The organism is Pseudomonas sp. Root401, assembly GCF_001425105.1.
Taxonomy (GTDB): domain Bacteria; phylum Pseudomonadota; class Gammaproteobacteria; order Pseudomonadales; family Pseudomonadaceae; genus Aquipseudomonas; species Aquipseudomonas brassicacearum.
In genome coordinates this window covers 13,756-34,358 of the sequence record NZ_LMDO01000022.1, presented here as the reverse complement: position 1 = coordinate 34,358, position 20,603 = coordinate 13,756, and the positions used below count along the sequence as shown (strand labels likewise).

Sequence of the window (20,603 nt, the reverse complement as noted above, 5' to 3'; positions counted from 1 at the left end):
AATGAATAGAAGTCAGAAGTTATTCGGTATGAGTTTGCTGGCGTTGGTGGTGAGTGGTTGTGCGGTCACCAGCGATCCGATCGAGCGTAGCGTCAGCGAGCAGCGCGCTCGAACCGACCTGCAGAATATGTACAAGGATCAGGAGCCGCTCAGCGGCCCGCTGACCCTGCACCAGGCCATGGCCCGGGCGGTGAAGTACAACCTCGAAGGCCGCTTGAAGATCATGGAGGAAGCCCTGGCCAAGCGTCAGTTGGACCTGGCCAGTTTCGACATGCTGCCGCGCATGGCCCTGGACGCCGGTTATGTGGGCCGCAACAACGTCAACGCCTCCAGCAGCCAGAGTGTGGAAACCGGTACCCAGTCCCTGGAACCGTCGACTTCCCAGGACCGCGACCGCGAGGTGGCGGACCTGACCATGGTCTGGAACGTGCTCGATTTCGGCGTCAGCTACATCAGCGCCAAGCAGGCTGGGGACCAGCGCCTGATCGTGCAGGAGCGCCGGCGCAAGGTGATCAACACCATCGTCCAGGACGTGCGTTCGGCCTACTGGCGTGCCATGGCCGCCGAGCGTTTGCTCAAGCAGATCGACAGCCTGATGGCCCGGGTCGAGACGGCGCGGGACAATAGCCAGAGCATGAGCGAACAGCGCATTGGCGACCCGGTGCAGGCCCTGGGCTACCAGCGCTCGCTGATCCAGGCCACCCGCCAGCTCGAAGAGCAACGTCGGGCGCTGTCCCTGGCCAAGACCGAACTGGCGACCCTGATCAACTTGCCCTTGGGCACCGAGCTGACCCTGGCGACCCAGGATGAATACGCCATCCCGGAACTCAAGATCGACCTGGCCCGTCTCGAACAGGAAGCCCTGGCCAGCCGTCCGGAACTGCGCGAGCAGGATTACCAGACCCGCATCACCGCCGCCGAAACCCGCAAGGCGATGCTGCGCCTGCTGCCGGGGCTGGAGTTTTCCGCCGGCGGGCATTACGACAGCAACTCGTTCCTGGTGGAACAGGGCTGGGCCGACTATGGCGTGAAAGTCACCTGGAACCTGTTCAACGTGATTTCCGCGCCGGCGGCCATCGACGTGGCCAAGGCCGGTGAAGAAGTGGCGTCGGCGCGGCGCCAGGCGATGTCGATTGCCGTGTTGGCACAGTTGTACGTGGCCAATGCCAACTATCGCGAAGCGCTGCGCCAGTTCAAGACCAGCCAGCAACTGTCGGACATCGACGGGCAGATTGTCGGTCAACTGCGTAACCGTCATGAGGCTGCCGGCATTGGCGAGCTGGACCTGATCCAGGGTGAACTGAACACCCTGCAGGCCGACCTGCGCCGGGACCTGGCCTACGCCGACCTGCGCAACGCCTACGGGCAGATCTTTGCCAGCGCCGGCCTCGACCCGCTGCCAAACGAGGTGCAATCGACCGCAGTCCAGTCGATTGCCACGGCGCTGGCTAACCGTGAAGCGGCCTGGGCCCAAGGCGACATCACGGTGCCGACGACGGCCACGGTGACTCAATAACCGGGCGCTGGCATGACGCGCCCGGCGTTTTCCCGGCTACCGGTGGCGGTGAACCTGCCGTTGCTGTTGCAGGCACTGGCCGCCATTGAAGACGAGCGCTGGCAGGGGCATTTCAACAGGGCCTATTACAGCGGCGACTGGAGCGGTGTGGCGCTGATCTCGGCGTCCGATGCCGTCACCGAATTGTCGCCGGGGCGCGGCCAGCCCTTGCAGCGCGCGCCTTGGTCAACGGATGGCCGCTGGCATGAGGCGTTGCGCGACTGGCCCCTGGAGATCGTCTCGGCCCGGCTCCTGCGGCTCGGGCCCGGCGGGTGCATCCATGAACATCGTGACTATGACCTGGACGGGCCGGACGCCGACCTGCGCCTGCACGTGCCGCTGCTCAGCTCGCCTGGCGTGGACTTCTTCCTGGATGGGCAAATCATTCCGATGACGGCGGGCGAGTGCTGGTTCCTCGACCTGGCGCGGCCTCATCGGGTTGTGAATCGTAGCGCTCATTCGCGGGTTCACCTGGTGCTCGATTGTCGTTCCGGGCCGTGGCTGGCACAGCAGATTGCCGATGGGCTGCCCACCACACCCGCCGCGGGTGTCGGGCCAAGCGACTTTGCCCTTTTTCGGCAGCGTGTAGAAACGGATCCTCATCTCGCCCGAACCTTGCAGAACCTGCATGAGCCGGAAGCTTTCATTGACTCCGCCCTGACGCTGGGGGCCGAACAAGGGCTTCATTTCACCCGGGAGGAGGTGCGGGCTGCGATGCGTACCGGTCGCCAGCAGTGGAGAGACCAATGGAAGACCTGAATCTGCATGGCTGGTTGCCGATCCGCGTATGGCAAGAGGCCGGGCAGTGGCGGGTCGATTGGTGCTGGTTCGGCGACGCGCGACTGTCGCAGCCATTCTTCGGCGACGCCGTGGAAGACGCCCTGCGCTTGCCCTTCAACCAGGCGTTCCGCCGCCAGACACCCTTGGACGTGCTCGGTCAGTGGCAACGACAAAGCCCGGGCCTGGCGCCCAGTGCGTTCATTTTCCATGCCTCTCGTTGCGGCTCGACCTTGATCAGCCAGATGCTTGCCCAATTGGACGATCACATCGTCATCTCGGAACCACCGCCCCTGGATACGTTGCTGCGCAGTGATCTGCCGTCGCCCGAGCGGTGCGTGGCGCTCAAGGGCTTGATGTCGGCCTATGGGCAGCGCCGCCGAGGCGTGGAGCAACGGCTGGTGGTCAAGCTCGACGCCTGGAACATCGGTGAACTGGCGCTGTTGCGAGAGTGTTTTCCCGACACGCCTTGGCTGTTCCTGTACCGCGACCCCTTGGAAATCGCCGTTTCCCACCTGCGGCGTCCCGGCATGCACATGGTGCCGGGGATGATCGGGGCGACGGTCCTGGACGATGGATTGCCGTTCGGCAGCGCGGAAGATTTCATCACGCGCCGGGTGGGGCGGTTGTTGGCGACGGGTTTGGAACACTGTCAGGTATTTGGTGCAATGGCGGTCAACTACACCGAACTGCCCGAGGCGATGACGGGCAGGCTGGCGGCGCTTTTTCGGCTCGATGATGAGCAATGTGGGCAAGTGTTCGCAGCGGTCGGGCAGCATGCCAAGCAGCCGGCGCAAGCGTTTGTAGGCGACAGCGAGGACAAGCGCCGGGAGGCTTCGGCGTTGTTGCGTGAGCGGGTCATGCGCTGGGCGCAGGGGCCCTATGAAGCTCTCGAAACATTGCGCTATGGCGAGGGGTTCTAGCGAAACGCCGCACTTCCCCACTGTGGGAGCAAAGCTTGCTCGCGAAACAGGCGCCTCGATTTCTGAAAGACCGCATCGCCGCCATCGCGGGCAAGCCTTGCTCCCACAGTGGGCAATGCATCAAGCCTTGTTGGGCGACAACTCCGCCATCCCCTTGAGCAATTCAATCGGCAAGGGGAAGACGATGGTGGAGCTTTTATCCCCGGCAATCGAGCCCAGCGTCTGCATATAGCGCAGCTGCATGGCGCCCGGCTGGCGGCCGAGCATTTCGGCGGCCTGCATGAGCTTTTCCGAGGCTTGCAGCTCGCCTTCGGCGTGGATCACCTTGGCCCGGCGTTCCCGCTCGGCTTCGGCTTGGCGGGCGATGGCGCGGATCATCGATTCGTTGAGGTCCACGTGCTTGATCTCGACGTTCGCCACCTTGATGCCCCAGGCATCGGTCTGGGCGTCGAGCACTTGCTGGATATCACCATTCAATTGCTCGCGCTCGGCCAGCAGTTGGTCCAGGTCATGCTTGCCGAGGACCGCGCGCAAGGTGGTCTGGGCCAGTTGGCTGGTGGCCATGAGGAAGTTTTCGACCTGGATGATGGCTTTCTGCGGATCGAGCACACGGAAATACAGCACCGCGTTGACTTTCACCGAGACGTTGTCCCGGGTAATCACGTCCTGGGGCGGTACATCGAGGACAATGGTGCGCAGGTCGACGCGGATCATCTGCTGAACCACTGGGATCAGCAGGATCAACCCCGGCCCCTTGACCTGCCAGAACCGACCGAGCTGGAACACCACCGCCCGTTCGTATTCACGCAGGATCCGGAATGTCGAAGCTGCCAACGCGATCAACAGCAACAACAGCATCGTAAAACCGATTTGCATACCCATCTCAGACTCCTTGCGAATCAGCGGGGGCCACTTCCAGCAGCAAGCCCTTGCGGGTGATGACACGCACCGCTTGGCCAGACCGCAGCGGCGTCGCGCTTGCCACCTGCCAGCGTTCGCCTTCCAACTGGACCCAGCCATGATGATGATTGCCGGCCTGCAACGCGGTCACCGTCGTGACACTGCCCAACAGCGCGGCATCGCCGCTGAAAGGTCGGCGTGGTCGTGTTTTCAACGCACGGACCAACAGGACGATCAGCAGCACGGCACTGACCAGGCCCAGGCCGAGCATCAGCGGAGCCGGTACATCGGTGTTTGTCAGGATGACCGCGCCAATCACACACAGGACAATGCCACCCAGCCCCGCGACGCCATAATTGGGCAGGGCCGCCTCGAAGACCAGCAAGGCCACGCCAACGGCAACCAGCCAGAAACCCAGGGGATCGGTGCCTGGCAGCACGAGGCCATCGGCGCCGAACGCAGGCCCGCTGATCGCCAGCAGTGCAACCGTCAACCAGTGAATGTTCACGGGATCCTCCGCAACGTGTATTCGTCGGGATGTTTATTCAAAGTCTAGTCGAGTCGTGGGTTGATTGAATTTTGATCAGTCTGGTGGTCATTCAGGGCTAGACTGCGGGAAAGAACCCACCACCTCTCTTATGCTCAGGAGCCTCGTATGGAATCCCCGATCCACAGCCTGCCCGCGCTGTTCAAACAATTGGGCCTGTCTGATGACGCCGTTGATATCGACAAATTCATCGCGGCCCATTCGCCTCTCAAGCCTGAACTTCACTTGGCTGATGCGTTTTTCTGGAATGAAGGCCAGCGGCAAATGCTGCGCGACGAGATCCTCGAGGATGCGGACTGGGCGGAAGTGATCGACCAGTTGGATGTGTTGTTGCGCAAGGGGCGTAGCGAGTGATGCACAAGATCCACAGAGTTGATTTGTTATTCCTTTGAGGAATTAACAAATAGCTTCTTATTCCTTAAATAATATAGCTCTCCTCCCTATACTCGTCCGGGAACAGACACGCAGGAGAGCACCCATGCGCAACGAATCGATTCGCTACCTGATTGTGCCGGGCTGGCAAGGATCGCCGGAAAATCATTGGCAAACCCATTGGCAGAACAGCCTGCCCAACAGCGCCCGGGTCGAGCAGGCCGACTGGGTCACGCCCCGGCGTGAAGACTGGGTCGCGGCGCTGGCCGAGGCCGTGGCCGCCGACAGCACGCCAGTGATCCTGATTGCCCATAGCCTGGGTTGCATCACGGTGGCCCATTGGGCTGCCACTGCGCCGGTGCAGTTCCTGCGCCAGGTGCGTGGGGCGCTGCTGGTGGCACCGGCGGATGTCGAGCGGCCGGCCTGTGTCCCGGCGCTGCGTAACTTCGCACCGATTCCCACTGATCTGTTGCCGTTCCCAAGCCAAGTGGTCAGCTCCGACAACGACGCCGCCGTGAGTGCCCCACGTGCCCTGGAACTGGCGCGCAATTGGGGAGCCGAGGCCGGGATCCTGGCGGGGGCGGGGCATATCAACGTGAAGTCCGGCCACCAGCGCTGGGAGCAGGGTTTCGCTTATCTCTATCGTCTGCAAAACCGCATGGAGCATCACGCCCTGCGTCGCGCCTGACTTTTTAGCGCCCCCCGTCTCCCGGCGGCCTGGGGCGGGAGCCTGCCATGAGTTTGCATGAAACCTTCGGTCAGCCCTTGCTGACCTTTCCCGATGCGGAAAAAAGCCCCCTGAGCATTCGCGCCAAGGCGCTGGTGTTCGTCGACCCCCGTTCACGGCAGTTGCGCCAGGAATTGGAGCAACTGGCACCCCGTGCGATTTCGGTGCTGATACGCGGCGAAACCGGTAGCGGCAAGGAACTGCTGGCCCGACATATCCATCGCGAAAGCGATCGCGGCGGATTGTTTGTGTCGGTCAACTGCGGCGCTATCAGCCCGACCTACGCCGACGCCGAACTGTTCGGCTATGCCGTCGGCAGCTACAGTGGTTCGGCCGGCAGCCGGGCCGGTTGGTTCGGTTCGGCCAACGGCGGCACCCTTTACCTGGACGAAATCGGCGATTTGCCGCTGCCGATCCAGATCAAGTTGCTGGCGGCCCTGGAGAACCACGAAGTCACCCGTGTCGGCGCGCATCAGCCCAGTCCGGTGGATGTCCGCCTGGTTGCGGCCACCAGTATCGACCTGGCGCAAGCAGTGGCCGCCGGGAAGTTCCATGAGCGGCTCTATCACTACCTGAGTGAAGGCCGGCTCGAATTGCCCGCCCTGCGTGAGAGAGTGGGCGATATCCTGTCATTGGCCGAGTATTTCCTGGGCATCTACAGCCAACGCCTGGGCCTGACAGTGCCGCTGATCAGTGAAGCGGCGCAACTCGCACTGGAACAGCACAGTTGGCCGGGCAATACCCGCGAACTGGAGAATGTCATTCATTTTGCGTTGTTGGTGAGCACTGGGGATTACATCTTGCCAGAACATCTCAACTTGCCAGCCCTGACGGAACCTTTGGCGGTGGTAAAGCAGATGGCTCTAACGTTGGTCAGGTCCGGCAATCATCAGCAACTGGAGCAGTTGAAAGAGTGGTTTGCTGAGCTCTGATTTGTCCATGTGCGCCGATTTTATTTAGCCCCGACGGCTTTGCCGTCGGGGCGATTTGTTATGTGAGTATTAAAAGTATTGCCTTGATACTGTTATGCCAGTCGTTAAGTTATATATTTTAATATAAATAATATGTTTGATTTGTCCGCTTGATTTACGGAGGTTCTGTGGCCGTTAATTGAATGGCGCAAGCAGTTTTGACTTGCGAATTCATTAACTAAATGTCGAGGTTTTAAATGCAGTTTGAAAATGATGCGTCTGTCGTGGCAAATGCTCCTGCATGGTTCGAGTTGCAAGAGTTCAAGATTTTTTCAGTGTCGGGTGGTAACCGATTATATGGGAATGGCTATCAACAGCTGAAGGTCAGGGTAGTTGTCGCGGTGGCAGATGCGTTTCATAGGAGAGTTCCCCTGACCCAGTCCGAACTTGACTCCATCGTTTTGGTCGATGCATCGAGTGGGTTGCCTTTGTCCAAAAAAAACAGATACGGCCCGGAGGGTACCCATGTATGGGAGTACATGGAGTTCCAAGATAGTCAATTTCGCGAACTGCCTCACAACGGCCCTGTGCCTGGTTCGGTACCGCCGGGACCGTTCGTTTATGTAGTGGACTTTTATGTCAGCAGCACTTCGTATGCACCTATTAGAGTGCGGCCGCGAATAACGCGGGCGGACGGCGAGATGTTCCAGTTTGATACGAAAACCGAACTGGCATCTCTTCAATTGTATTCGCTTCCTGTGGCGGTTTATCGGGCGGAACAGTATTCGCTCAATCGCACTTCGACCCCCTACGCCTCCACCTCGCGTGACATTGAAAAGGTCGAGGTTTTTGTCTTGGAACTGATCATTGATCAGCAGCGAATTGAGTTCGTAACGGGCTTCAATATCGGCACTCATCCGCGGATAGGAAGCTCGGATCGCCGATACACAGGTTATTACCTGGTTGGCTATGGCAATGGCAGGTATATGCGAACAGGCGGGGCGCCGAGGTGGGAGCGACCTGATGCGTTGGGAAGGAGTCGCAGCGAAGAAGGGCAGGTTGCTTTGGTACTTGCCTACGGCAAACCCGGGGGGGATGTGTGGGTCCGAGACCCTGTATCCAACACGCTTATGGAATTTCAAGATATGTATGGGAATCCTCACCAACTGCGCTTGGAGCTAACCGATGATCCGCTTTTGGTCCGGGTTCATCGATAAAAAAAAACACGTTTTCAAGGATGATCCCATGAGTAACTCAATCTCTCCTTCCGGGCAGTTAACTTCGGCTGCCTTCAAGTTTGATAGTTTTGTCCGTTCGGGTGTGGACCCCCGTACCGGTACCTACAGCTGCAGTGTGGCGCTGGACGCGGTGCCGGCTGAGGCAGCCGGCGGCCCGAAGGTCTCACTGACCCTTTCATACGATTGCTTCAATGATAGGAATCTGGGGCTCGGAACCGGCTGGTCTCTTCGTACCTGCAGCTACGATCAACGTCGACGTAAATTGACATTGACGAACGGAGAGACCTATCAGCTATTTATCAGCGGTGGCCAGGTAACTTTCCTTGATAAGAAGCTCGATAACCTACTCGTCACGATACAAGACAATGAAATGCTCATTGAGCACATCGATGGCAGGATTGAAATTCTTTCACGCCCCAGCGCGACCTATAACGAGTGGCTGCTGGAGCGCGAGTATTGGCCCGATGGCAAGGAAACGCTCTACCAGTATCATCTCCTGTCCGGAACGCGACAGTTGGCGACGGTCCATCATCAGCGTCGACGTGTCTTGCATATCGACTATGCCCCGAACAGCCCGGAGCCACCGTCAATTACCGTGTGGCCGGATATTCCCTCCAAGAGGCTTCAGTACCTGCTTGCGCTACGGCTTGGAGAGCTCCAGGGCATCACGCTGGTTACCGCTGAAAATACCGAGTTGAGTTGGAACTTTGGCTATTCCCCGATCAATGGCTTCTTGGTGATGAGCGAAGTTCATCAGCCAAACGGTGCCCAGGAAAGTCTCGCGTACAAGAATCAGGGGCATAGGCTACCCGACGGTGCACCAGTCCCCGACATGCCGTACGTCACCCAATCGATCATGTCTCCCGGCGGAGGCCAGCCGGCGATTATCAATACATACCAGTATTCGGCTAGAAACTTCCTTGGCAATGCTTCAGGTTTTCGCTGGTCCGCTGAGCGTGATGTGCTTTATAGCGTCAGTAGCGATTATCAATACTCCTGCACTCAGATTCAGTGGATTCTTGATAGAAACGGTCGACGCGAATACTCACGAATTATTCGTACCTACAACCGCTTCCATTCGATGATTTCACAAAGGACGATCTGCGGCAGCACGATGCAACTGCGGGAGATCCAATATCACGATATGCCCAATGAGGCTTTCAGGAATCAGCCACCACAGTTCCAGATGCAACGCGCCGTGCATGACAGCTTTTTTTTCAACACCCGCGCGACTGAGGATATGGGGCGCAGCAACGTCCGGACGGAGACCACCCGGACTTCTTATGACGAGCATGGAAATCTGTTGGAAAAAACCAGTCCATGCGGTGCCCGGGAGATTTATGAGTACTTCCCGGCGCAAGGATGCGTGGATTGTCCACCCAGCCCCATAGGCGTGCCTTGTTTCCTCAAGCGCAAGTCGATACACCCTTCGCCTGATTTCGCCGCCGCACCTACCACCGTCGTTCATTACACCTATAGCCAATCGCCCTCACTGCTTGCTGGCCGTCCCTGTGTTCGGCTCGCCAGTGAAACGCTCTACGAAGAGGGCGTCAGCGAGCCACGGGTGGACTGTCGGTTGAAATACATCAACAACGTTAAAGACGCCTTTCATGGGCGGTTGCAGAGCAAAGTTGAAACGGTAGGTGGCGTGCGGAGCGAATATCGTTACGCCTACCAGCATGAAAACGATAACGTTCGCACCGACCAGACCTTTAGCGCCCAAGGACTGAGCCATCTACGACAGGACTGGCATGACGTGTGCGGATGGTTGATCAAGACCAGTGAGGCCGGTGGCTGCGCGGTCAGCATGGAATACGATTCGCTGGGGCAGTTGACCCGTGAAACGGTGATGCCCGACACCGGCCACTCTGCGTCGCGTGAGTTCATCTATCAGTCGGCCACCATGCCCGGCGGTCATGTCACCGTCACCGTCAAGGGCGCCCGCGGCGGCCTGACAGTGACCCGCAGCGACGGACTGGGTCGCACCCTGAACGTCGAGAAACAGGACGTCGATATGCCCGGCGCGCCAATGCGGGTCGTTTATGAGGCCCGATACGACGGCCTCGGTCGCCTGCAGTCGGATAAACAAATCGACTGGTTCAACGGCGAGCCGAAAACGCTGGAAACGCTTTACGACTACGACCAGTGGGGGCAGCAGAACCGTACCAATCGTCGTGGGCAAGTGATCGCTCATGATGAGTTCGACCCTGTGGCACGCACTCGTACCCACTGGACGGATGGTGGCGGCAAGACCCGTACATTCATTAACGCTCTGGATAAACCGGCGCGCGTCGAACGTATGGATCTGTCAGGCGTTGTGCGGGAGGTTACTGTCTATGAATACGATGGCTTGGGACGGTGTATCAGGCAAATCGCTTCCGACGGTGCGGTTACCCGCTACACATACGATTTGGCTGGCCGGGTGCTGAGTACGACGCTACCGGACGGTACTGTCATCGAGAAAAAGTACGCGCCGCAAAGTCAGGCTGACCACCCCACGCAAATCAGCGCGAACGGCTATGTACTGGGAACTCGTGCCTACGATGGCTTGATGCGCATTACCGACAATCAAAGCGGCGGTCGCAGCGAACGGATGAGCTACGCGGGTTCCAGCAGGAACGCTTCGCACAAGCGCACTCCCGCCGGGAAAGAGCTGCGGTTCACACTTGATCCAATGCTCGATGATTGCATCACCAGCCGCTCCGGCAGCCAGGCATCCGTCGCCACGAAGCATCGGTTTGATCCGCACACCGGCTTGCTTCAGGAATCGGCCAATTCGTTGGTGCAGCGGCGTATGGAATATGGTCCTTCAGGCCGGCTCAGTCGAGAATCCTGGGTCACCGCGCTTGACCGGTTCGATAGTGAGCAAACCTATTCATTGATGGGCAAGCCGATTGGCCATAAGGATGTCAACGGCATGGCCCGCATCTGTCTTTATGATCAAACGGGACGCCTGTCGGGAGTCACACAAGGCCCGGTCGCCGCCTCCGCTCAAGAGCGCATCACCGCCACCTATGCATACGACGCCCAAGGGCACGTCAAGTGCATCACCGTCACCGATCCTCGATCAGGCCTTTCGATGGTCACCGATCTGGTATACGACGAGTTTGGCCGCGAAATCCTTCGACGTTCCGCCTCCTCGGCCAATGACGTCGTCGAGGTGGCCCAGTCGTTCGGCCCGGGGGATAAGCTCAGCCGGCGTACGCTCAAGTCAAACGGGGTGCTGCGTGTCGAGACGTTTGCCTATGATTTGCGGGGCCGCTTGACCCGTTACGCCTGTCAAGGCCCGCAAGCGCCCGTGGACGTACAGGGCAAAATCATCGCTTCACAGGATTACACCTATGACTATCTCGATAATATCCGGCGGGTCGTCACGCGTTTCGCGGGCGGCGAGAACACCGCCACGTACCGATATGACCTGGCTGACAAAACGCAACTGAGCGCTGTTATCCACAGTCATCCCGATTATGTGTCCGCCAATTCGACCTTCCGATATGACGACGACGGCAACTTGCTCAACGACTCATGGGGTCGCCAGTTGACCTACGATGAATTGGGCCGCCTGGAGCGGGTGAGTTCGGCTGACTCAAGGTCGACATTGGCGCGCTATCGGTACGATGCTTCGGACCGGCTTCATGCCGTTGAGTTGACGGGGCAGGAGCCGTGTCGCCGGTTCTACCGAGAGGAGCAGTTATCCAGCGAGGTAACAGAAAAGGGCAGTCGCAGCATCGTTCGCGAAGAACGACAGTTGCTGGCGTTGTTGGAGGGGCAAGAGACGGCGTTATTCAGAACCGACGGCTGCGGCAATGTCCTGCAAGCGCTTTCTGGCGGCGACAATCGCCATCACGCCTATTCGCCTTACGGCCAACGCCCGGGGGGAGACGGGTTGGGTAGCCTGTTCGGTTTCGGCGGCGAACCGCTGGATCCGGTCACTGGCTGCTACCTGCTTGGCAATGGCTATCGGGCCTACGATCCGGTACTGATGCGATTTCATAGGCCCGACAGTTGGAGTCCTTTTGATGGCGGTGGCCTGAACCCCTATGCCTATTGCCTCGCAGACCCGATCAATCTCAGCGATCCGACCGGTCATATTTCTACCTGGGGCTGGATCAAGATCGGCCTTACTGCTGCTTTCGCGATAGCCTCTGTTGCATTCACCATTGCGACACTTGGCGCATCCGCGCCATTGGTAGGGGTGTCGTTTTCGGCTGCGGCGGCCTTGACGCTGGAGGTGGTGGGAGGCGCGGTATCGATTGCTTCGGTGGTGTTGGAAGAGGCCGCTCCGGACGCCGTTGCCGCTCAAATCCTGAGCTACACCAGCCTTGCCTTGGGCGCCGTCTCCGGCGGGGCTGCCCTGGCCGGCAAATTGCTGGGAAGGGGGACATCGCTCGCCCTGCGCAAAACCGTTGATTCGCTCGGTGACGTGGTGACGCTGGGTCGCAGCAATGTGCGCGCGACACGTGCTGGCAGCTACTCCAAGGCCGCGAGCCCTTTGGTTCGGGAAGGCCAGCGCAACTTCATCGGCCTGCAAGACGATCTCGCAAATGTGCTGACGGCCAAGGATGTAGTCGGCTACGCCAATTACCCGGTTAAAGGCGTCACTTATACAATCGAGAGAGAAAAATACATTGAAAAGGCCAAAGGATATCTTCGACAGGCGGACGAATGGTTCAGCAATCACGAGCGAGCTGAAGCCCCCGAAGATATTTACGGTGAAGTCAGGAAGCGAGGCTCTGACATCCGATTTGCATGACGAAGGTACGTCCGTTTGTTTTTTGTATATGCAATATTGATATATGAATGTCGATAAAAAATATTGTTAGGGTATAAAAAATATCGGTATCTTCCCCATCACGCCAGCGATAGCACTTCGCTGGCACTCCCACGTTGGCTGTCGTCCATGACGACAGTGATATTCGATAAGGACACTGCATGAAAAAGGTTCTGTTGTTCACCGCATTGGCGGCAGCCCTGACCTCGGGCCTGGCCCAGGCCGCGGAAAAACTGGTCGTGGCGGCCACGCCGGTGCCCCACGCTGAAATCCTCGAGCTGATCAAGCCAACCCTGGCCAAGGAAGGCGTGGACCTGGAAATCAAGGTCTTCACCGACTACGTCCAACCCAACGTGCAGGTGGATCAGAAGCGCCTGGACGCCAACTACTTCCAGACCCTGCCGTACCTGACGAACTTCAACGAAGGCAAAGGCACCCATCTGGTGACCGTGATCGGCGTTCACGTCGAACCGTTCGGCGGCTACTCGAAGAAGTACAAAAAATTGGCTGATCTGCCAAACGGCGCAACCATTGCGCTGCCTAACGAAGGCAGCAACAGCGGCCGTGCGCTGATCCTGCTGCAGAAGGCTGGTCTGATCGAGTTGAAAGACCCGAAAAACGCGTTGGCGACCCCGAAAGACATCGCCAAGAACCCGCACAACTTCAAGTTCAAGGAACTGGAATCGGCCATGCTGCCGCGCGTGCTGGACCAGGTCGACCTGGACCTGATCAACACCAACTATGCCCTGGAAGCGGGTCTTAACCCGGCCAAGGATGCACTGGTGATCGAAGGTGCGGATTCGCCTTACGTCAACTTCCTGGTGGCCCGTCCGGACAACAAGGACAGCCCGGCCATCCAGAAACTGGCCAAGGCCCTGACCAGCCCTGAAGTGAAGGCGTTCATCGAGAAGAAATACAGCGGTGCGGTACTGCCGGCGTTCTGATTCGCGCGGCAAACCCTTTCATTGTTTCAAACGCCGACGGCTGATACAGCGTCGGCGTGATCGTTCCCTCAGGCCACCCCGCTCTTCAACGCCCGGCGCAACGCCATCAATAATTTCACCATTTCCTGCGGTTCCAGTCGCTGCGGCACTTTTACGTCAGCCATGTTCTCTTCCTTGTGATGGTTCGGCCGGGTGAAAAACAGTGCTCCCTTGGAGGGGTACTTCAAAACAATCCGTCTTTCGGCGAAAAGAAAAGTAGTCGTCTTTGTCCTTTGCGGCAAATTCGGGGTGTGGGAGCGAGCTTGCTCGCGATTCGGTTTATCAGGCGCTGATTAATCCGGCCAATGCCACGCCGGCTCATCCAACACCCGCTGCCCGACAATCCCGGTCTGCCCAAGCTCCTTTTCCAGCACGATGCAATTGCAACCCTCATCCTGCTCCAGGGCGGCGATCAGGCGCGTGGCGTGGGACACCACCCAGACCTGGCAATTGACTGACGCCCGGATGATCAGTCGCGCCAAGGCCGGCAACAGATCGGGGTGCAGGCTGGTTTCCGGTTCGTTGAGCACCATCAGCGAGGGCGGTCGTGGTGTGAGCAGGGCGGCCACCAGCAACAGATAGCGCAGGGTCCCGTCCGACAGTTCGGCGGCGGATAGCGGGCGCAGCAGGCCATGCTGCTGGAACGCGATGGCGAAACGTCCGCCTTGCAGTTTCTCGATGTGCAGGTGGGCACCGGGGAACGCGTCGCCGATGGCGGCATGCAAGGCCTCGACGTCACCGATTTCAAGGATCGTCTGCAGCGCGGCGGCGAGGTCGCGTCCGTCGTGGTGCAGCACCGGCGTGCGGGTGCCCAGTTGCGGTTGGCGCACCGGGGCGTCGGCATCGCTGCGAAAATGATCGTAGAAGCGCCAGCGACGAATGAACTCGCGCATCTGCAAGACCTCCGGCGAAGTGCGCAGGCTGCCGACCTGGTCGAACAGGCTGTCGAAGGTCGGCGTGTGCTGGGCCAGCACATCCCAGGAACGACTTTCGCGGGCTCGGATCATCGGCCCGTTGCGGTCCACCAGCAGGCTGGCCGGCCGAAACACCGGGCCGGCCCAGATGCATTCGCGCTTGATTTCAGGGTCCAGTGAAAACGCTGAAAGACTGGGTTCCGGCAAGCCCAGGGCGATCGAATAGCTGAAGTCTTCACCGGCGAAGCCCAGGCGCAGGCGCTTGGTGCCCTGGCGCACAACCGCCTGGACCGGCACCTCGCCGTTACGCATGCGCCGGCTGATTTCTTCCGGCCCGGCCCAGAAGGTCGAGTCCAGTCCGCCTTCGCGGGCCAGGGCGTTGACCACCCCGCCCTGGGCCGTCTCTGCCAACAGGCGCAGGGCGCGGTACAGATTGGACTTGCCGCTGCCGTTGGGACCGGTGATCAGGTTCAGCCGGCCCAGGGGGATGACCAATTTATTGATCGATCGGTAGTTGGCTACCGCCAGGGTCTTGAGCATGAGCAGACTCCCTGCTACTTGAGTGTGTAGGAGCTGTCGAGTGAAACGAGGCTACGATCTTTCCAGGCCCAATTGAATCTCAAGTGAAGGATCAAAAGATCGCAGCCTCGCTTCGCTCGACAGCTCCTACGGGAAAGTGATCAGTCTGCCTGACTGCTACGCATTCGTTGAACCCTGTTCTAAGCTCACAGTCGTATCGTCACTGGTACGTCCGTACAGCGCAAAGGAGTCTGCATGGCTGGTCCCCGAATCAAACTGGTAGTTGGCCTGGGCCTCTGTGCTGTGTTGGCCGGATGCGGTGATGACAAGCCTGTTGAAAAAGCCCTGCCGCGGGTTTTCGTGCAGCAAGCCGTGCCCAGCGAATACGCCGCTTCGGTGACCCTGACCGGCGATGTCCAGGCGCGGGTGCAGGCTGACTTGTCGTTTCGCGTGGGTGGCAAGATCATCGAGCGCAAGGTCGATGTCGGCGCCCGGGTCTCGGCCCGGCAAGTGCTGGCCCGGCTCGATCCTCGGGACCTGCAGACCAACGTCGACTCCGCCGAGGCCCAGGTAGCCGCCGAGCAGGCGCGGGTCAAGCAGAGTGCGGCGGCGTTCGTGCGCCAGCAGAAACTCTTGCCCAAGGGCTACACCAGTCAAAGCGAATACGACGCCGCCCAGGCTCAACTGCGCAGCAGCCAGAGTGCGCTGACCGCCGCCCAGGCCCAACTGGCCAACGCCCGCGAGCAACTGAGCTACACCGCACTGATTGCCGAGGCCCCGGGCATCATCACCGCGCGCCAGGCGGAAGTCGGCCAGGTGGTGCAGGCCACGGAGCCGATCTTCAGCCTGGCCCGGGACGGCGAACGCGACGCGGTGTTCAACATCTACGAATCGCTGTTGAGCGAACCGCCGTCGGACCCTGCAATCACCATCAGTCTGCTGGATAACCCCGCCATCAAGACCACCGGCACGGTGCGCGAGATCACCCCGGCGGTGTCTGCCCAGACCGGAACCGTGCAGGTCAAGGTCACCCTCGATGATTTACCCGAAGGCATGCACCTGGGCTCGGTGGTCAGTGCCACGGCCAAATCCGCCGGCAAGACCGCCTTCGAGCTGCCTTGGTCAGCCCTGACCAAGAACCTCAGTGACCCGGCCGTGTGGCTGGTGGACGGTGAGGGCAAGGCGCAGTTGCAGACGGTGACCGTCGGCCGCTACCTGACCGGCAAAGTCATCGTCAGCGATGGCCTCAAGGGCGGTGAGAAAATCATCACCGCAGGCGGGCAATTGCTACACCCTGGCGTACGCGTCGAGATCGCTGAAAACACCTCTGAAAAAACCAGGCCGGGAGCCCAGCCATGAAGCGTTTGTGGATGGTCTCGGCGGGCCTCTTGCTGGCCGCCTGCTCCAAGGAAGAAGCGCCGCCCGAACCGGTGCGCCCGGTGTTGTCCGTTGAAGTCAGGTCCCTCGACCAGCAGGCACTCGGGCGGTTCGCTGGCAATATCCAGGCGCGCTATGAGAGCAACGTGGGTTTCCGCGTGCCAGGACGGATCGCCAGCCGCAATGTCGATGTCGGTACGCAAGTGAAGAAGGGCGACCTGCTCGCCACGCTCGACCCTACCGACCAGCAAAACCAGTTGCGCGCCGCCCAGGGCGATCTGGCGCGGATCGAGGCGCAGTACATCAATGCCCAGGCCAATGCCCGTCGCCAGCAGCAATTGTTCGACCGTGGCGTCGGTGCCCAGGCGCAACTGGACATCGCCCAGACCGACCTGAAAACCACTGGCGCCTCTCTCGAACAGGCCAAGGCCTCGGTGGAGCAGTCCCGCGACCAGCTCAACTACAGCGCACTGCATACCGACCATGACGCCGTCGTCACGGCCTGGAATGCCGAAGCCGGGCAGGTGGTCACCGCCGGCCAGCAAGTGGTGACCCTGGCCCGCCCGGACATCAAGGAAGCAGTGATCGACCTGCCGGCCGGGCTGGTCGAGCGCCTGCCCACGGACGTGGTGTTCGAGGTCGCCGCGCAGTTGGATCCGAGTATCCACACCACCGCCACCGTGCGCGAGATCGAACCCCAGGCCCAGAGCGCCACTCGTACCCGCCGCGCGCGCCTGACATTGGCCGATACGCCGCCAGGTTTTCGCCTGGGCACGGCCATCAGCGTGACCCTGAGCTCGACCATCGAACCGCGCATCGAGCTGCCACTCAGCGCGTTGCAAGAGATCGACGGCAAGGCGCGGATCTGGCTGGTCGACCCGCAAACCCAGACCGTCTCGCCCCGTGACGTACGGATTCTCGAACGTTCGGCCAGCTCGGTGCTGGTGGCCAACGGCATCAAGGCCGGCGATCGGGTGGTCAGCGCCGGGGTGAACAGTCTCCAGCCGGGGCAGAAAGTGAAACTCGACGAGGACGCACGATGAAAGGGCCTTTCAACCTATCCGAATGGGCCCTGCGGCATCAGTCGTTCGTTTGGTACCTGATGTTCGTTGCGTTGTTGATGGGCGTGTTTTCGTACATGAACCTGGGTCGCGAAGAAGATCCATCGTTCACCATCAAGACCATGGTCATCCAGACCCGTTGGCCTGGCGCGACCCAGGAAGAAACCCTCAAGCAGGTCACCGACCGCATCGAGAAGAAACTCGAAGAGCTCGATTCCCTCGACTACGTCAAAAGCTACACCCGACCGGGGGAGTCGACGGTGTTCGTGTACCTGCTCGACACCACCGGGGCCAAGGAAATCCCCGAGATCTGGTACCAGGTGCGCAAGAAGATCAACGACATTCGCGGCGATTTTCCCGACGGCCTGCAAGGGCCCGGGTTCAACGACGAGTTCGGCGATGTCTACGGTTCGGTGTATGCCTTCACCGGCGATGGCCTGTCGATGCGGCAGTTGCGCGACTACGTGGAACAGGTGCGTGCCGAGATCCATGACGTCCCGGGCCTGGGCAAGGTCGAGATGGTGGGCGAGCAGGACGAAGTGCTCTACCTGAATTTCTCCACGCGCAAACTTGCCGCCCTGGGGATCGACCAGCGCCAAGTCGTGCAAAGCCTGCAAACCCAGAACGCCGTGACCCCGGCCGGGGTCATCGACGCCGGGCCGGAGCGGATTTCCGTGCGCACGTCCGGACAGTTCCAGTCCGAAAAAGACCTGGCCAATGTCAACCTGCGGCTCAATGACCGCTTCTATCGACTGGCCGACATCGCCGATATCAGCCGCGGTTACGTTGACCCTGCCACGCCGATGTTCCGTTTCAACGGCACGCCGGCCATCGGCCTCGCCATCGCAATGAAGAAGGGCGGCAACATCCAGGACTTCGGCAAGGCGTTGCATGCGCGCATGAGCGAGCTGACCGCCGACCTGCCGGTGGGCGTTGACGTGCATACCGTGTCGGACCAGGCCGAGGTGGTGGAGGAGGCAGTCGGCGGCTTCACCAGCGCCTTGTTCGAGGCGGTGATCATCGTTCTGGTCGTCAGCTTCGTCAGCCTCGGCGTCAGGGCCGGACTGGTGGTGGCCTGCTCGATTCCGCTGGTGCTGGCGATGGTCTTCCTGTTCATGGAATACAGCGGCATCACCATGCAGCGGATTTCCCTCGGTGCGTTGATCATCGCCCTCGGCCTGCTGGTGGACGACGCGATGATCACCGTGGAAATGATGGTCACACGCCTGGAAAAAGGCGACAGCAAGGATCAGGCGGCGACGTTCGCCTACACCTCGACGGCGTTCCCGATGCTCACCGGGACCCTGGTAACCGTGGCCGGTTTCGTGCCCATCGGCCTGAACGCCAGTTCCGCTGGTGAGTACACCTTTACCCTGTTCGCGGTCATCGCCGTGGCGATGCTGGTGTCATGGATCGTCGCGGTGTTGTTTGCCCCGGTGATCGGCGTGCACATCCTCAGCACCAACGTGAAACCCCACAGCGCCGAGCCGGGGCGGATCGGCCGGGCGTTCAACGGTGGCCTGTTGTGGGCGATGCGCAATCGCTGGTGGGCCATCGGCATCACCGTGCTGCTGTTCGTGCTGTCGGTGTTTTGCATGCGCTTCGTGCAGAACCAGTTCTTCCCGTCCTCGGACCGGCCGGAAATCCTGGTGGACCTCAACCTGCCGCAAAACGCCTCGATGGACGAGACCCGCCAGGCCGTCGATCGCCTGGAAGCGACCCTCAAGGGCGACCCGGACATCGAGCGCTGGAGCACCTACATCGGCGAAGGCGCGATTCGCTTTTACCTGCCGCTGGACCAGCAACTGCAGAACCCGTACTACGCGCAACTGGTGATCGTCAGCAAGGGCCTGGAGTCGCGCACGGCCCTCACCGAGCGCCTGCAAAAGCGTCTGCGTGAGGATTTCGTCGGGATTGGCAGCTACGTGCAGGCCCTGGAAATGGGCCCGCCGGTGGGTCGGCCGATCCAGTACCGGGTCAGCGGCAAGGACATCGACCAGGTGCGCAAGCATGCGATCGAGCTGGCCACCGAGCTGGACAAGAACTCGCACATTGGCGAGATCATTTACGACTGGAACGAACCGGGCAAGGTGCTGCGCATCGACATCGCCCAAGACAAGGCGCGGCAGTTGGGCCTTTCTTCCGATGATGTGGCCAGGCTGATGAACAGCATCGTCAGCGGCTCGCCCGTGACCCAGGTCAACGACGACATTTACCTGATCGACGTGGTCGGCCGTGCCGAAGATGCCGAGCGTGGTTCGCCGGAAACCCTGCAGAACCTGCAAATCGTCACCCCGGGCGGCACCTCGATTCCGTTGCTGGCGTTCGCCACGGTGCGCTATGAACTGGAACAGCCCTTGGTGTGGCGTCGTGACCGCAAGCCGACCATCACCATCAAGGCTGCCGTGCGCGACGAGATCCAGCCCACCGACCTGGTCAAGCAACTGCAACCGGAGATCGACAAGTTCGCCGCCGGCCTGCCAGTGAGCTACAAGGTCGCCACGGGCGGTACGGTGGAAGAGAGCAGCAAGGCCCAAGGGCCGATCGCCAGTGTCGTGCCGCTGATGCTGTTCTTGATGGCGACCTTCCTGATGATCCAGCTGCACAGTGTGCAGAAACTGTTCCTGGTGGCGAGCGTCGCGCCCCTCGGGTTGATCGGCGTGGTGCTGGCGCTGGTGCCGACGGGCACGCCCATGGGCTTCGTGGCGATCCTCGGGATCCTCGCGTTGATTGGCATCATCATCCGTAACTCGGTGATCCTGGTGACCCAGATCGATGAATACGAACGTGACGGCTACGAGCCCTGGGATGCGGTGGTGCAAGCCACCGAGCACCGGCGTCGACCGATCCTGCTCACGGCGGCCGCGGCGAGCCTGGGGATGATCCCGATTGCCCGGGAAGTGTTCTGGGGGCCGATGGCCTACGCGATGATCGGCGGGATCATCATCGCGACGCTACTGACGCTGTTGTTCCTGCCGGCGCTGTATGTGGCCTGGTACAAGATCCGCGAGCCCAAGCGCGATTGACT

15 protein-coding genes are annotated in these 20,603 nt (G+C 60.4%); 12 read left to right on the top strand and 3 right to left on the bottom strand.

Annotated elements, in window-relative coordinates; translation table 11 throughout:
- Position 1: 1 nt before the first annotated feature.
- The 3 genes from ASC85_RS16780 to ASC85_RS16770 are packed head-to-tail and all read left to right on the top strand — an operon-like array spanning position 2 to position 3,255.
- A complete protein-coding gene (locus ASC85_RS16780) occupies positions 2-1,516 on the top strand; it encodes a TolC family protein (RefSeq protein WP_057450548.1) in 1,515 nt (504 codons plus the stop codon).
- Positions 1,517-1,528: 12 nt separating this feature from the next.
- The gene (locus ASC85_RS16775) at positions 1,529-2,314 is read left to right on the top strand and encodes an aspartyl/asparaginyl beta-hydroxylase domain-containing protein (protein WP_057450547.1); all 786 of its coding nucleotides are present in this window, start codon (positions 1,529-1,531) and stop codon (positions 2,312-2,314) included.
- Positions 2,302-3,255 (top strand): aspartyl beta-hydroxylase, encoded by a 954-nt coding sequence (locus ASC85_RS16770; protein WP_057450546.1) that lies wholly within the window; start codon positions 2,302-2,304, stop codon positions 3,253-3,255. Before ASC85_RS16775 ends, ASC85_RS16770 begins: the two co-directional genes overlap by 13 nt.
- 120 nt (positions 3,256-3,375) lie before the next feature.
- On the opposite strand, the gene ASC85_RS16765 is transcribed toward ASC85_RS16770, so the two are convergent.
- Together ASC85_RS16765 and ASC85_RS16760 are read right to left on the bottom strand one after the other, a co-directional pair.
- Positions 3,376-4,137, bottom strand: a complete 762-nt coding sequence (locus ASC85_RS16765) for a slipin family protein (RefSeq protein ID WP_003196596.1) — start codon at positions 4,135-4,137, stop codon at positions 3,376-3,378.
- 1 nt (position 4,138) lies between these two features.
- On the bottom strand, positions 4,139-4,663 hold the full coding sequence (locus tag ASC85_RS16760; protein ID WP_057450545.1) for an NfeD family protein: 525 nt from the start codon (positions 4,661-4,663) through the stop codon (positions 4,139-4,141).
- A 147-nt stretch (positions 4,664-4,810) separates the two neighbouring features.
- Here ASC85_RS16760 and ASC85_RS16755 point away from each other — a divergent pair, with 147 nt between their 5' ends.
- The 6 genes from ASC85_RS16755 to ASC85_RS16730 all read left to right on the top strand — a co-directional run bounded on the left by ASC85_RS16755 (position 4,811) and on the right by ASC85_RS16730 (position 13,665).
- Positions 4,811-5,056 (top strand): DUF2789 domain-containing protein, encoded by a 246-nt coding sequence (locus tag ASC85_RS16755; RefSeq protein WP_057450544.1) that lies wholly within the window; start codon positions 4,811-4,813, stop codon positions 5,054-5,056.
- Positions 5,057-5,180: 124 nt separating this feature from the next.
- Complete coding sequence (locus tag ASC85_RS16750; RefSeq protein WP_057450543.1) at positions 5,181-5,762, top strand: alpha/beta hydrolase; 582 nt, start codon at positions 5,181-5,183, stop codon at positions 5,760-5,762.
- Positions 5,763-5,809: 47 nt separating this feature from the next.
- Positions 5,810-6,733: a sigma 54-interacting transcriptional regulator gene (locus ASC85_RS16745; RefSeq protein WP_057450542.1), complete on the top strand. Its 924-nt coding sequence runs from the start codon at positions 5,810-5,812 to the stop codon at positions 6,731-6,733.
- A 236-nt stretch (positions 6,734-6,969) separates the two neighbouring features.
- The gene (locus ASC85_RS16740; protein ID WP_057450541.1) at positions 6,970-7,929 is read left to right on the top strand and encodes a hypothetical protein; all 960 of its coding nucleotides are present in this window, start codon (positions 6,970-6,972) and stop codon (positions 7,927-7,929) included.
- Positions 7,930-7,957: 28 nt separating this feature from the next.
- Positions 7,958-12,703 (top strand): RHS repeat domain-containing protein, encoded by a 4,746-nt coding sequence (locus ASC85_RS16735; protein ID WP_057450606.1) that lies wholly within the window; start codon positions 7,958-7,960, stop codon positions 12,701-12,703.
- A 179-nt stretch (positions 12,704-12,882) separates the two neighbouring features.
- Positions 12,883-13,665, top strand: coding sequence for a MetQ/NlpA family ABC transporter substrate-binding protein (locus ASC85_RS16730; RefSeq protein ID WP_057450540.1), 783 nt, complete (start codon positions 12,883-12,885; stop codon positions 13,663-13,665).
- A 332-nt stretch (positions 13,666-13,997) separates the two neighbouring features.
- Here the strand turns inward: ASC85_RS16730 and ASC85_RS16725 are convergent, their stop codons facing one another.
- On the bottom strand, positions 13,998-15,158 hold the full coding sequence (locus ASC85_RS16725; protein ID WP_057450539.1) for an AAA family ATPase: 1,161 nt from the start codon (positions 15,156-15,158) through the stop codon (positions 13,998-14,000).
- Positions 15,159-15,392: 234 nt separating this feature from the next.
- Here ASC85_RS16725 and ASC85_RS16720 point away from each other — a divergent pair, with 234 nt between their 5' ends.
- The 3 genes from ASC85_RS16720 to ASC85_RS16710 are packed head-to-tail and all read left to right on the top strand — an operon-like array spanning position 15,393 to position 20,601.
- The gene (locus ASC85_RS16720) at positions 15,393-16,496 is read left to right on the top strand and encodes an efflux RND transporter periplasmic adaptor subunit (RefSeq protein ID WP_057450538.1); all 1,104 of its coding nucleotides are present in this window, start codon (positions 15,393-15,395) and stop codon (positions 16,494-16,496) included.
- Entirely contained in the window at positions 16,493-17,557 is a 1,065-nt protein-coding gene (locus tag ASC85_RS16715; RefSeq protein WP_057450537.1) for an efflux RND transporter periplasmic adaptor subunit, read from the top strand. Before ASC85_RS16720 ends, ASC85_RS16715 begins: the two co-directional genes overlap by 4 nt.
- Complete coding sequence (locus ASC85_RS16710) at positions 17,554-20,601, top strand: efflux RND transporter permease subunit (protein ID WP_057450536.1); 3,048 nt, start codon at positions 17,554-17,556, stop codon at positions 20,599-20,601. Before ASC85_RS16715 ends, ASC85_RS16710 begins: the two co-directional genes overlap by 4 nt.
- Positions 20,602-20,603 lie beyond the last annotated feature (2 nt).